The organism is Pseudomonas sp. PDM13 (assembly GCF_025685765.1).
In the GTDB taxonomy this organism is placed as follows: domain Bacteria; phylum Pseudomonadota; class Gammaproteobacteria; order Pseudomonadales; family Pseudomonadaceae; genus Metapseudomonas; species Metapseudomonas solani.
The window spans coordinates 28,456-41,766 of record NZ_JAOTQU010000011.1 but is presented as its reverse complement, the minus strand read 5'-3'; the positions used below and the strand labels follow the sequence as shown (position 1 = coordinate 41,766).

General features: G+C 67.4%; 9 protein-coding genes. 3 read left to right on the top strand and 6 right to left on the bottom strand.

What is annotated here, in order from left to right:
* Nucleotides 1-5: 5 nt before the first annotated feature.
* A complete protein-coding gene (locus tag OEJ36_RS13380; RefSeq protein ID WP_263401901.1) occupies nt 6-2,087 on the top strand; it encodes a TonB-dependent receptor family protein in 2,082 nt (693 codons plus the stop codon).
* A 265-nt stretch (nt 2,088-2,352) separates the two neighbouring features.
* Here the strand turns inward: OEJ36_RS13380 and OEJ36_RS13375 are convergent, their stop codons facing one another.
* From OEJ36_RS13375 to OEJ36_RS13350, 6 genes are all read right to left on the bottom strand, one after another.
* Complete coding sequence (locus OEJ36_RS13375; protein ID WP_263401900.1) at nt 2,353-5,415, bottom strand: efflux RND transporter permease subunit; 3,063 nt, start codon at nt 5,413-5,415, stop codon at nt 2,353-2,355.
* Nucleotides 5,412-6,431 carry an efflux RND transporter periplasmic adaptor subunit gene (locus OEJ36_RS13370; protein WP_263401899.1) on the bottom strand — a complete coding sequence of 340 codons (1,020 nt, stop codon included), beginning with the start codon at nt 6,429-6,431 and terminating at the stop codon, nt 5,412-5,414. Before OEJ36_RS13370 ends, OEJ36_RS13375 begins: the two co-directional genes overlap by 4 nt.
* A 332-nt stretch (nt 6,432-6,763) precedes the next feature.
* Entirely contained in the window at nt 6,764-7,543 is a 780-nt protein-coding gene (locus OEJ36_RS13365) for an ABC transporter permease (RefSeq protein ID WP_263401898.1), read from the bottom strand.
* Complete coding sequence (locus OEJ36_RS13360) at nt 7,540-8,472, bottom strand: ABC transporter ATP-binding protein (protein ID WP_263401897.1); 933 nt, start codon at nt 8,470-8,472, stop codon at nt 7,540-7,542. Before OEJ36_RS13360 ends, OEJ36_RS13365 begins: the two co-directional genes overlap by 4 nt.
* Before the next feature lie 85 nt (nt 8,473-8,557).
* The gene (locus tag OEJ36_RS13355) at nt 8,558-9,178 is read right to left on the bottom strand and encodes a glutathione S-transferase family protein (protein ID WP_021217961.1); all 621 of its coding nucleotides are present in this window, start codon (nt 9,176-9,178) and stop codon (nt 8,558-8,560) included.
* Nucleotides 9,179-9,363: 185 nt separating this feature from the next.
* The gene (locus OEJ36_RS13350) at nt 9,364-10,032 is read right to left on the bottom strand and encodes a transglutaminase-like domain-containing protein (RefSeq protein ID WP_263401896.1); all 669 of its coding nucleotides are present in this window, start codon (nt 10,030-10,032) and stop codon (nt 9,364-9,366) included.
* 161 nt (nt 10,033-10,193) lie between these two features.
* On the opposite strand from OEJ36_RS13350, the gene OEJ36_RS13345 reads away from it, so the two are divergent.
* Complete coding sequence (locus OEJ36_RS13345) at nt 10,194-12,641, top strand: acyl-CoA dehydrogenase (RefSeq protein WP_263401895.1); 2,448 nt, start codon at nt 10,194-10,196, stop codon at nt 12,639-12,641.
* A gap of 88 nt (nt 12,642-12,729) precedes the next feature.
* Nucleotides 12,730-13,140 (top strand): PA2817 family protein, encoded by a 411-nt coding sequence (locus tag OEJ36_RS13340; protein ID WP_021217964.1) that lies wholly within the window; start codon nt 12,730-12,732, stop codon nt 13,138-13,140.
* Nucleotides 13,141-13,311: the final 171 nt, after the last annotated feature.

The following is a 13,311-nucleotide window of genomic DNA, read 5'->3' as shown; positions in this document are numbered from 1 at the left end:
GCCCCATGCCGACCTACCGTTCTGCCTGGGCGCTGTCCCTGGCGCTCACACCGCTGGCCCAGGCCGAAACGCTGCAGGTCGAACCGCTGGTGATCACCGGCAGCCGCTACCCGGCCAGCGGCTTCGAGCTGCCCTTCTCCGTCGACCGCATCGAGCGCGAACAGGCCAGTTCCGGCCAGCCCGGGGTCAACCTCTCCGAAGCGCTCAACGCCGTGCCCGGCCTGGTGGTGCAGAACCGCCAGAACCAGGCCCAGGACCTGCAAGTGTCCTCACGGGGCTTCGGCGCCCGCTCGGCCTTCGGCATCCGCGGTATCAAGCTGATCGCCGACGGCATCCCCGCGTCCAACCCGGATGGCCAGGGCCAGGCGGCCACCTTCGACCTCGACACCCTCGACCATATCGAGGTGCTGCGCGGCCCCTTCGCCAGCATCTATGGCAGCAACGCCGGCGGGGTGATCCAGGTGTTCTCCCGCGACGGCCAGGGCGCGCCCAAGGTCTCCAGCGAAACCTCCCAGGGCGCCTGGGGCACCTCCCGCACCCGCATCACCGCCGAAGGCGGCAACGACAAGGGCGGCTTCCTGGTCAACCAGTCCCATTACGAAAGCGACGGCTACCGCAAGCACAGCGCCGCGACCCTGGACAAGAGCTTCGCCAAGCTCACCCTGTACCCGGACGACGACAGCAAGCTGGCGCTGACCTTCAGCCAGCTGAACCAGAACGGCACCCAGGACCCGCTCGGCCTCACCTGGGCCGGCTACCAGGCCGACCCGCGCGGCGTCGCCGATGCGGCGCTGAACTACGACACGCGCAAGACCATCGACCACCGCCAGGCCGGCCTCAACTACGAGCGCGCCTTCGCCGCCGGCACCTGGCAGGCCACCCTCTATGGCGGCACGCGGCGGGTGATCCAGTACCAGGCGATCCCCGCTTCCGCCCAGGCCAGCCCGCGCAGCGCCGGCGGCGTGATCGATTTCGAGCGCAGCTTCCAGGGCGCCAGCACCCGCTGGCTGCAGGACTTCGACCCCGGCCTGGGCAACCTCACCCTCACCACCGGGGTGGACTACGACCAGTCCAGCGACGTCCGCCAGGGCTACGAGAACTTCGTCGGCAGCCAGCTGGGCGTGCGCGGCAACCTGCGCCGGGACGAGCGCGACGAAGTCAGCAGCATCGCCCCCTACCTGCAACTCGGCTGGCGCCTGGGGGATTTCAACCTGCAGGGCGGCCTGCGCTACAACGAAGTGGCGTTCGACGTGGACGACCACTACATCCGCCCCGGCAACGGCGACGACAGCGGCTCGGTCACCTACCGCGACCTGACCCCGACCCTGGGCGCCAGCTACGCGCTGACCCCGGAACTGAACCTCTACGCCAGCTGGGGCAAGGGCTTCGAGACGCCGACGCTCAACGAGCTGTCCTACTCCGGGCCCGGCGACAGCTTCGGCTTCGACCTGGGCGCGGCCACCAGCCGGCAATACGAAGTGGGCCTCAAGAGCCTGATCGGCGAAGCCACCCGCCTCAACCTGGCGCTGTTCCGCATCGACACCGAGGACGAGCTGGTGGTGGATGCCGCCAGCGGTGGCCGCACCCGTTACCAGAACGCCGCCCGCACCCGGCGCCAGGGGCTGGAGCTGTCCGTGGACAGCGCGCTCAGCGAAACCCTGCACACCCGCCTCGCCTACACCCGCCTCAGCGCCACCTACGACCAGGGCTTCACCAGTGGCGGCCGTAACATTCCCGCCGGGCGCCACCTGCCCGGCGTCCCCGCCACCAGCCTCTGGGGCGAACTGGAATGGCGCCCGCGCGCAGGCATCAGCACCGCGCTGGAAGGCCTCTACCGCAGCAAGCTCTATGTGGAAGACAGCAACAGCGCCCGCCCGGCCCCCGGCTACGCCCTGCTCAACTGGCGCGCCCGCTTCGAGCAGAAGCTCGAGCGCCTGACCTTCAGCCAGACCCTGCGCCTGGACAACTTGCTGGACCGCCGCTACATCGGCTCGGTCATCGTCGGCGACGGCAACCAGCGCTACTACGAGCCCGGCCCGGGGCGCGCCTGGTATGTCGCGGCGGGCGTGGAATACGCGTTCGATTGAAGGGTCCGCAATCCGTCGGGTTGCACCCGACCTACGGTCCGAGGGAGTCCAGCTGTAGGAGCGAGCTCTGCTCGCGAACACCGTGCCCCGTAGCACGGGCTTCAGCCCGGGGCGCTCCCCCTCGGCTACGGCTCAGGGCATAAGCGCGTGCTGATCCCGACTCCGCCTGGTGGAGGTAAAAAGCGATCTACACCCTACGCCCCTTGATAGTCGGTGCCACGGCAAGAGCGGGCGAATGAATTCGCCCCAACAAGCCAGCGAGGCATCACGCCAGCGCCGCCTCCTCCAGGCGCATCGGCCGCCATTGGCGCAGCTTGCGGTACAGGGTCGGCACCACGAACAGGGTGAAGAAGGTGCCCACCAGCAGGCCGCCGACGATCACCATGCCGATCTGCTGGCGGCTTTCCGCGCCGGCGCCGGTGGCGATGGCCAGGGGCAGCGAGCCGAGGACCATGGCGCCGGTGGTCATGAGGATCGGCCGCAGGCGTTGCACCGAGGCCTCCATCACCGCCTCGTCCAGGCTGCGGCCCTCGCGCAGCAGCTGGTTGGCGAATTCGACGATGAGGATGCCGTGCTTGGTGATCAGGCCGATGAGCGTGACCATGCCCACCTGGGAATAGATGTTCAGGGTGCCGCCGAACAGCTCCAGGGCGAGCAAGGCGCCGGCGATGGAGAGCGGCACGCTGAAGAGGATGATCAGCGGGTCGACGAAGCTTTCGAACTGCGCCGCCAGCACCAGGTAGATGAACACCAGGGCCAGGGCGAAGGTCAGCGCCACCCCGGCGCTGGATTCCTTGAAGTCGCGGGAGGTGCCGGTGTAGTCGAACTGGGTCTCCGGCGGCATCACCTCGCGGGCCACGCGCTCCAGGTGGGTCAGCGCCTCGCCCAGGGTATAGCCGCTGCCGACGTTGGCGCTGAGGGTCACCGCGCGCAGCTGGTTGAAGTGGTTAAGCTCGCGCGGCGACACCGTCTCCTTCACCTCGATCAGGTTGGAGAGCTGCACCATGCTGTCGTCGCGGCCGCGCACGTACACGCGGTTGAGGTCGTCGGGGTTGCTGCGGTCGACGTTGGCCAGTTGCACCAGCACGTCGTACTGCTCGCCGTTCTGCTTGAAGCGGGTCACCTGGCGGCTGCCGAACAGGCTCTCCAGGCTGCGGCCGATGGTGGCGACGTCGGTGCCCACGGCGGTGGCCTGCTCGCGGTTGACCGTGACCTTGAGCTGCGGGGTGTTGAGCTTGAGGTCGGTGTCGATGCTCTCCAGCCCCGGGTAGTCGCGGATGCGCTCCAGCAGTGTGTCCACGTACTGCTGCAGCTCGGCGTATTCCAGGGACGAGCGGATGACGAAGTTCACCGGCTGGTTGCGCGCGCTCTGTCCCAGCGGCGGGCGGTTGACCGGGAAGGCGCGCACGCCGGGGATGTCCTGCAGCTTGGGCAGGAGCTCGTCGCGGATCTCGAATTGGCTGCGGCTGCGCTTGTCCCAGTCCTCCAGCTTCATGAACGACAGGCCCTGGGCCACGGTGGGGAAGCCCACCACCACCATGTAGCGGTTGGTCTCGGGGATGGACTTGTAGGCGTCCTCGAGCATCTTCGCGTAGCGGCTGGTGTACTGCAGGGTGGCGCCGTCCGGGCCGTTGAGGGTGCCGACTATGGTGCCGGTGTCCTCGGTGGGCGCCAGCTCGCTGCGCAGGCCGGTGAACATCCAGGCGCACAGCAGCAACACGCCGACCAGGAAGATGGCGATCAGCACCCAGGCCCGCAACACCCGTTCCAGCAGGTGGCGGTAGCTGTAGGTAAGGCCGTTGAGGAAGCCCTCGATCAGGTTGTAGACGCGGCCGTGGCGATGATCGGGCCGGTGCGGCTTGAGCAGCTGGCCGCACATCATCGGCGACAGGGTCAGGGCGACGAAGCCAGAGACCAATACGGCGCCGGCCAGGGTCCAGGAGAACTCGGTGAACAGCTTGCCCGAAGTGCCCTGCATGAAGCCGATGGGCGCGTAGACGGCGGCCAGGGTCAGGGTCATGGCGATCACCGCGAAGGCGATCTCGCGGCTGCCCTTGAAGGCCGCCTGCACCGGCGACAAGCCCGCCTCGATGTGCCGGTGGATGTTCTCCAGCACCACGATGGCATCGTCCACCACCAGGCCGATGGCCAGGACCATCGCCAGCAGCGTGAGGGTGTTGACCGTGAAGCCCATCAACGCCATCAGCGCGCAGGCGCCGATCAGCGACACCGGGATGGTCACCAGCGGGATCAGCGTCGCCCGCAGCGAGCGCAGGAACAGGAAGATGATCAGCACCACCAGCACCACCGCTTCCCAGATGGTGGCGTAGACGTTGGAGATGGACTCGCGGATGAACAGCGAGTTGTCGTTGGCGATGGCCATCTGCATGCCCTCGGGCAGCAGCTCGCGCACATCCGGCAACGCGGCGTTGAGGCCGTCGGAAATCTCCAGCGGGTTGGCCGTGGCCTGGCGCACCAGGCCGAGGGACACCGCCGGGCGGCCGTTGAAGCGCACCAGGGAGCGCTCGTCGGCGGCGCCGATCTCGGCATGGCCCACATCGGACAGGCGCAGCAGGTAGCCGCGACGGTCGTCGATGATCAGGTCGTTGAATTCCTCGGGGGTCTTCAGGTCGGTTTCCGAGAGCACGCTGAACTCGCGCTGCACCGACTCGATGCGCCCGGCGGGGATCTCCACGTTCTGCCGGCGCAGGGCGTCTTCCACGTCCTGTACGGTGAGGTCGTGGGCGGCAAGCTTCTCCGGGTCCAGCCAGATGCGCATGGCGTAGGTGCGCGCGCCGCGGATCTGCACCTCGGAGACGCCGGGGATGGTCTGCAGGCGGTCCTGCACCACCCGCTCCAGCACGTCGGTGATCTCCATCGCCGAGTGCTGCTCGCTGTAGAAGGCGATCCACACCACCGGCTGGGCGTCGGCCTCGACCTTCTGCACCACCGGTTCGTCGATCTCGGTGGGCAACAGGCCACGCACCCGGCCAAGGCGGTCGCGCACGTCGTTGGCCGCTTCATCGGCGTCGGTGCCGAGGCGGAACTGCGCGGTGATCTGGGTGTTCTCGGAGCGGCTGATGGAGGAGACGAAGTCCAGCCCCTCGATACCCGAGAGCACGTCCTCGATGGGCTGCGCCACCTGGGACTCCATGATCTCCGGGCTGGCACCGGGGTAGATGACGTTGACCGTGACGATGGGCACGTCGATGTTCGGGTACTCGCGCACCGTCAGGCGCTGGTAGGCCATCAGCCCCAGCAGCACCACCACCAGGGAAAGGACGGTGGCGAATACCGGGCGGCGGATGCACAGGTCGGAAAGGGTCATAGCTCACCCCGCGCCACGCTGCGCACCTCCTGCCCGGGCCCGGCTTTCTGCCAGCCCGCGGTGATCACCTGCTCGTTGCCCTGCAGGCCTTCGCGCACCTCGGCCTTGCCACGCTGGCGCTGGCCGATGCGGATCTGCCGGCGCTCCACCTTGCCGTCGACGACGATGGCGACGAACAGCTGCTGGCCCACGGGGATCACCGCTTCCTCGGGAATCAGCAGCGCGTCGGGGCGCTCTTCGAGGATCACCGAAACCTTGACGAACTGGCCGGGCTTGAGGCGATGGTCGGCGTTGCCGATCTGCGCGCGGATGGCCTGGCTGCGACCGACTTCGTCCAGGCGCGGGTTGAGGGCGATGATGCGGCCACGGAAGCGTTCGCCCAGGTAGGCATCGACGCTGATCTCCACGGTCTGGCCGACATGCACTTGGGCCACAGCCTTCTGCGGCACGCGGAAATCCACCTTGAGCGGGTCGAGCACCTCCAGGTTGACGATGTCCTGGCCGGGGCTGAGGTAGTCGCCGGTGCTCACCTGGCGCAGGCCGAGGAAGCCGTCGTAGGGCGCGCGAATCTGGGTCTTGTCGAGGCGCGCCTGGGCCAGGGCCAGGCTGGCACGGGCGGCCTGCTGCTGGGACTGCGCCTCGTCCTGGGCCTGGGCGTTGCTGGCGCCGCGCTTGAACAGCATCTGTGCGCGCTGGTAGCTCTTCTCCGCCAGCTCCAGGTTGGCCCGGGCCTGGTCCAGCTCGGCGCGGGCGATGGCGTCGTCGAGGCTGACCAGCAGATCACCGCCCTTCACCGGCTGCCCTTCCTTGAAGTGCAGGCGGGCCAGGCGCCCTTCGATCTCCGGGCGGATGGTCACCGACTCGTCGGAGCGCAACGAGCCGAAGGTCACCAGCTCATCCCGCACCAGCGCCCGCTGGGGCTCGGCCACCTCCACCAGGGGCGGATTGGCGGCGAAGGCCGGACAGGCGAGCAATCCACACAGCAGCAACGGCCAGGCGCGGCGACGAGCGGTCATCAACAGCCTCTTTTCGAGTCGTTCTTGTCGGAAATGAAAAAGTCTACCGGGAGTATCGGCAGACTTTTGTCAGGGGCACGTAAAGATAGAGGCAGTCTGTGACGCTTTGTATCGGGGTTGATGCATTTCGGGCGAGCCCTTACACACAACGCGCAGCCCCCTTGTAGGTCGGGTGCAACCCGACATGGCCAGGCGCCGGGTTCGTGGAGCGCCGCCGAACCCGCAAGTGCGTGCAGGGAAATGGTGGGCTGAAGCGGAGCGCCGCCCGGCCCACCCTACAAAAATATCGCGCGGGGATGGCATCGGGGTGGTCGGGGCCCACCCCGGAGGGGTTACTGGCGCATGCCGCGGCCGCTCACCAGCAGGCGGATGCAGGCGATGTAGAGGATCACCGTGGTCAGCGTCATCAGGCCGATGGCAATGCCGATGTTGATGTCGGAGACACCGAGGATGCCGTAACGGAAGGCGTTGACCATGTGCAGGATGGGGTTGGCCAGGGACACCGTCTGCCAGAACGGCGGCAGCAGGCTGATGGAGTAGAACACCCCGCCCAGGTAGGTCAGCGGCGTCAGCACGAAGGTCGGGACGATGGAGATGTCGTCGAAGTTGCGCGCATACACCGCGTTGATGAAGCCGCCCAGGGAGAAGGTGGTGGCGGTCAGCACCACCACCAGCACGGTCACGCCCAGGTGGTGCACCTGCAGCTTGGTGAAGAACAGCGACAGCAGGGTCACGATCACCCCCACCGCCAGGCCGCGCAGCACGCCGCCGATGGTGTAGCCGAGGAGGATGGTGTGCGGCGAGACCGGCGACACCAGCAGCTCTTCCACCGAACGCTGGAACTTGCTGCCGAAGAAACTGGAGACCACGTTGCTGTACGAGTTGGTGATCACCGACATCATGATCAGCCCCGGCACGATGTACTCCATGTAGCTGAAGCCACCCATGTCGCCGATCTGCCGGCCGATCAGGTTGCCGAAGATCACGAAGTACAGGGCCATGGTGATGCCCGGGGGCAGCAGGGTCTGCGGCCAGATGCGGGTGAAGCGGCGGACTTCGCGGTAGACGATGGTGTTGAGGGCGACCAGGTTGGCGCGCAGTTCGGAACTCATACGGCCACCTTCGACAGGTTCTTCTCGACCAGGGACACGAACAGCTCCTCCAGGCGGTTGGTCTTGTTGCGCAGGCTGATCACATCGATGTTCAGCGCCGAGAGCTGGCGGAACAGCTCGGTGATGCCCTGGCTCTTGTCCACCTGCACCTCCAGGGTGTGGTGGTCCACCAGGCGCGCCGGGTAGCCGGCGAGCTGCGGCAGGCTGGTCAGGGAATCCTTGAGGTCGAGCAGGAAGGTCTCCACGTGGAGCTTCTTCAGCAGCGACTTCATGCTGGTGTTCTCGACGATGGTGCCGTGGTCGATGATGCCGATGTTGCGGCACAGCTGCTCGGCTTCCTCGAGGTAGTGGGTGGTGAGGATGATGGTGATGCCTTGGGCGTTGAGCCCGGTGAGGAAACTCCACATGGAACGGCGCAGCTCGATGTCGACGCCGGCGGTGGGCTCGTCGAGGATCAGCAGGCGCGGCTCGTGGACCAGCGCACGGGCGATCATCAGGCGCCGCTTCATGCCGCCGGACAGCTCGCGGGAAGCCGCGTCACGCTTGTCCCACAGGCCCAGCTGGGTGAGGTACTGCTCGGCGCGCTCCTTGGCGATCTTCGCCGGGATGCCGTAGTAGCCGGCCTGGGTCACGACTATGTCGAAGACCTTCTCGAACTGGTTGAAGTTGAACTCCTGGGGCACCACGCCGAGGCAGCGCTTGAGCGCGTAGGGTGAGGTGTCGAGGTCGTTGCCGAAGACATTGACCGTGCCGCTGGTCTTGTTCACCAGGGTGGAGAGGATGCCGATGGTGGTGGATTTGCCGGCGCCGTTGGGGCCCAGCAATGCGAAGAAATCGCCTTCGGCCACTTCCAGGTCGATGCCCTTGAGGGCCTGGAAGCCGTTGCCGTAGGTCTTGGTCAGCTGCCGGATGGACAGAGCAGATGTCATGACGTGCCTTTGTGCAAATAGATGGAAATTCGTCTTGATGGCTGCAAACGCAACCATCAAGCCGCTTGATGGGTTGAGCCTAGCATCAGGTCAGGGCGGTCATCACCGCCTTGCGGTAGGCCGGGCGCTCCTTGAGGCGGCCGTACCAGGCCTCCAGGGCCGGCAGCTCGGGGCGCTGGATGGGCATCTCGAACCAGGCATAGATGAAGCTGCCCAGGGGGATGTCACCCATGGCGAAATGCTCGCCGGAGAGGAATGGCTGCTCGGCCAGGGCCCGCTCGGGCATCGCCAGCAGCTCGCTGCAACGGGCCAGGGCGGCGGCGATCTTGGCCGGGTCGCGCTCCGCCGGCGGCGTACGCAGGGTGCCCCAGAACAGGTCGCGGAACACCGGGGCGAAGGCCGAGGTGGTCCAGTCCATCCACTTGTCGCCCCGGGCACGCAGCACCGGGTCTTCGGGGTAGAGACGGCCCGCGGCATAACGCGCGGCCAGGTAGCGGACGATGGCGTTGGACTCCCAGAGCACCAGCTCGCCATCCTCGATCAGCGGCACCAGGCCGTTGGGGTTCCTGGCCCGATACTCGGGATCGTTGACCAGGCCGAAGGCGCCTCCGGCATCGATCGCCTCGAAGGCGATGCCGGCCTCTTCGGCGGCCCAGAGCGCCTTTCTCACATTGGACGAATTCTTGCGGCCCCAGATCTTCAGCATCTGTGATTGTCCTGACTTTTCATGAGGCGTCGATTCTAGAGGCAAATCCCCCCACCCTGGCCAAGGATTTGCGTTGATAACGCATATCGACCGGAGCGGGGTGGCGGATGGGCGAATGCGTGCTTGGGCCCAACATGGCGGAGTCGGACCAGGCTCCGTTGGGCCTCGCTGCGCTCGGCACCCACCTATGGCGCTTTTACGGCGGCAGCCTCGGCGTGGAGGTCACCGCTCATGAAGGCCGCATCGGCCTCGAACAGGTGCGGATAGACCTGTTCCAGGTGGCCGAAGAACAACGCCTCCGGCAGGTCGTCGAACTGGCCGTGGTCGGCGAGGTATTCCATGTAGCGCTCGCCCTGGCGGTTGAAGGGGTGGAAGACGCTGTCGGTCGCCCCATCGAACTCCAGCGGCGCGACATCGAAAAGCCGGCACAGCTCCAGGTTGAAGGCCGGCGTCGCCTTGACCCAGCGCCCATCGAGGTACAGCTCGGTGTAGCCGTGCATGGCGAACACCTCGCTCTTCAGCAACTGCAGCAGCCGCGGGGTGGCGAGGTGGTTGCGCACATCCGCCAGGCCGATGCGCGCCGGGATGCCGCAATGCCGCGCACAGGCCGCGAGGAGGATGGCCTTGGGCACGCAGTACGACTCGCCCACCTCCAGGGCGGTGCTGGCCCTGAGCGACTCGGGGTCGCGGCTGAAGGCATAGGGGTTGTAGCGGATGGAGTCGCGCACGGCGTAGTACAGACTGACCGCCCGGTCACGCGGCTGCGCGCTCCCGCCGCAGTTTCGCGAGGCGAACTCAACCACCAGGGGGTGGTCACTATCAACGAAGCGACCGGATCGCAGGTAAGGCTGCATGGCATTTCTCCTCGGTGAACCGTTCCCAGTCTAGGGGCGGCCCCGACGCCCGCCTAACGACGATCCGGCCAAGCTCACTGCCCATGTCGCCACGTTCCATGGCGACGACTACGCTCGTGACGGTCGCGCCCTTACCGCACCGTCATCAAGGAGGATCACACATGGTGTTCGTCTGGTTGCTCGTTCTGGTCCTGGGGGTCGCCTGGCTGGCGCACCGCCGTACCGCCCCCCTGCCCGCCCTCGGCGCGGTGGCCCTGTACCTCCTGGCCATGGGGGTATTCAGCCACTCGCCGGGCTGGTTGCTGGCGATCCTCTGGGCCCTGTGGCTGGCGGTCGCCCTGCCCCTGGCCCTGCCGGAGATGCGCCGCAAGCTGATCACCGCCCCGCTGTTCTCCTGGTTCCAGCGCGTGCTGCCACCCATGTCGGAGACCGAGCGCGACGCCATCGAGGCCGGCACCGTGTGGTGGGACGGCGAACTGTTCAGCGGTCGCCCCGACTGGAACAAGCTGCTCGACTACCCGCGCCCGGCGCTCACCGCCGAAGAGCAGGCCTTCATCGACGGCCCCACCGAAGAACTCTGCGCCATGGTCAGCGACTGGGACATCGGCCAGCGCATGGACCTGCCCCAGGAAGCCTGGGAACACATCAAGGCCAACGGCTTCTTCGCCCTGATCATTCCCAAGGAATACGGCGGCAAGGGCTTCTCCGCCTACGCCCACTCCCAGGTGGCCATGAAGCTGGCCACCCGCAGCGGCGACCTCGCCTCCACCGTGATGGTGCCCAACTCCCTCGGCCCGGCCGAACTGCTGCTGCACTACGGCACCGACGAGCAGCGCCAGCACTACCTGCCGCGCCTGGCCCGTGGTGAAGACATCCCCTGCTTCGCCCTCACCGGCCCGCTGGCCGGCTCCGACGCCGGCGCCATGCCCGACGTCGGCATCATCTGCAAGGGCCAGTGGCAGGGTGAGGAAGTCATCGGCCTGCGCCTGACCTGGGAGAAGCGCTACATCACCCTGGGCCCGGTGGCCACCCTGCTCGGCCTGGCTTTCAAGGCCTACGACCCCGAGCACCTGCTGGGTGACGAGGAAGACCTCGGCATCAGCCTGGCACTGGTCCCCACCGACACCCCCGGCGTGGAAATCGGCCGCCGCCACCTGCCCCTGGGCGCCGCCTTCATGAACGGCCCCAACTCCGGCAAGGACGTGTTCGTGCCGCTGGACTACCTGATCGGCGGCCAGCCCATGCTCGGCAAGGGCTGGATGATGCTGATGAACTGCCTCTCCGTCGGCCGCTCCATCTCCCTGCCGGCGGTGGGCACCGGCGCCGCCAAGTACACCAGCCTCGTCACCGGCCAGTACACCCGCGTGCGCGAGCAGTTCAACGTGCCGCTGTCGGCCTTCGAAGGCATCCAGGAAGCCATGGCGCGCATCGGCGGCAACGCCTGGATGATGGATGCCGCGCGCATGCTCACCGCCAACGCGGTGGACCTGGGCGAAAAGCCCTCGGTGCTCTCGGCCATCCTCAAGTACCACCTCACCGAGCGCGGCCGCGAGTGCATCGGCCACGCCATGGACGTGCACGGAGGCAAGGGCATCATCATGGGCCCGAACAACTACCTGGGCCGCTCCTGGCAGGGCGCGCCGATCTTCATCACCGTGGAAGGCGCCAACATCCTCTCGCGCAACCTGATGATCTTCGGCCAGGGCGCCATCCGCTGCCATCCGTTCGTGCTCAAGGAAATGGCCCTCGCCGGCCGCGAGGACCACGACCGCGCCCTGGAAGAGTTCGACGACCTGCTGATGCAGCACATCGGCTTCGCCGTCAGCAACGCCGCCAGCACCCTGCTGCTGGGCCTGACCTTCGGCCAGCTCGGCAGCGCCCCCGGTGATCGCCTGGCCCAGGGCTACTTCCGCAGCCTCAACCGCCTGGCCGCCGCCTTCGCCCTGCTCGCCGACTTCAGCATGATGCTGCTGGGCGGCGAGCTGAAGCGCCGCGAACGCCTCTCGGCGCGCCTGGGCGATGTGCTCAGCCACCTCTACCTGGGTTCCGCCGCGCTCAAGCGCTACCACGACCTGGACAGCCCCGAGCACCTGCGCCCGCTGCTGCGCTGGGCCCTGGAGGAAAGCCTGGGCAAGGCCGAGGACGCCCTCGCCGGCCTGCTGGCCAACTTCCCCAACCGCCTCTTCGGCTGCCTGCTCGGCGTGCTGGTGTTCCCCTTCGGCCGTCGCCACAAGGGGCCGTCGGATGAGCTGGACGCGGAGATCGCCGCCATCATCGGCCGCGACCGTGGCGACCCAGCGCTGGAAAACCTGCTCGCCGGCTGCTTCCGCCCGCAGGCCGAAAACGACCCGGTCGGCGCGCTGCAGCACGCCGTCGACGCCCTGGCCGCCGTGCAGCCGCTGCAGAAGAAGCTGCACAAGGCAGTCAAGGAAGGCCAGGTGAAACCCGCCGCCGGCGAGAACCTGATCGACGCCGCCCTGGCCGCCGGCGTGATAGACGCCAGCGAAGCCCAGCGCCTGCGCGCCGCCGAAGTGGCACGGCGCAAGGTGATCGACGTCGACGACTACGCCAAGGAAGAGCTGCTGCTCAACGAAGGCCAGGTCCGCTAGGGCCACCACCCGGCCCGGCGGGCGGGACAGCGGGCGCAGAGCGACTTATACTCCGCGCCCGTTTTCATTCCGCTCCAGGACCCACGCCATGGCCAACTCCTACCTCGACCACCACCTCGCCCTGCTCGCCCACCTGCGCGGCATCCTGGTCGCCCTGGGCGAAGCCGAGCAGGTTCCCGAAGAGAACCACGCCCTCTTCGTCGAACGCTTCGAAGAGCTGATGAGCGAACTGCCGCGCGACCCCGAGGCCAGCCTCTACCTGGGCCAGGACCTGATCAGCCAGGTGTTCCACCGCTACCCGCAGATCGCCCACCTGGTCCCCCGCGACCTGCTGTGGTTCTTCGGCGGCGACTGCCTGCACTTCATGCCCGACGAAGAAATCGCCCTCTTCCAGCGCCTCGACGAGCGCCGCTTCGAAGCCGAAGAGAACGACGAGCCCTTCGACTGGAACCAGGAAAAGCAATTCCTCGCCCTGCCCGACGAAAGCGGCAAGCACTGAGCCCCCTCTGCCCGGGCCGGTTCAACCGGCCCGGTGCGCCCCCCGCAACGCCACGATCTCCTCGACCATCGACTTCATGATCGCCGCGCGGCCATAGCGCTGCGTCGAGCGCCCCCTTAGGGCCGCAACTTTCCCGATGCTATGCTGCCGAAAGCCAGGGCCATACCCGCC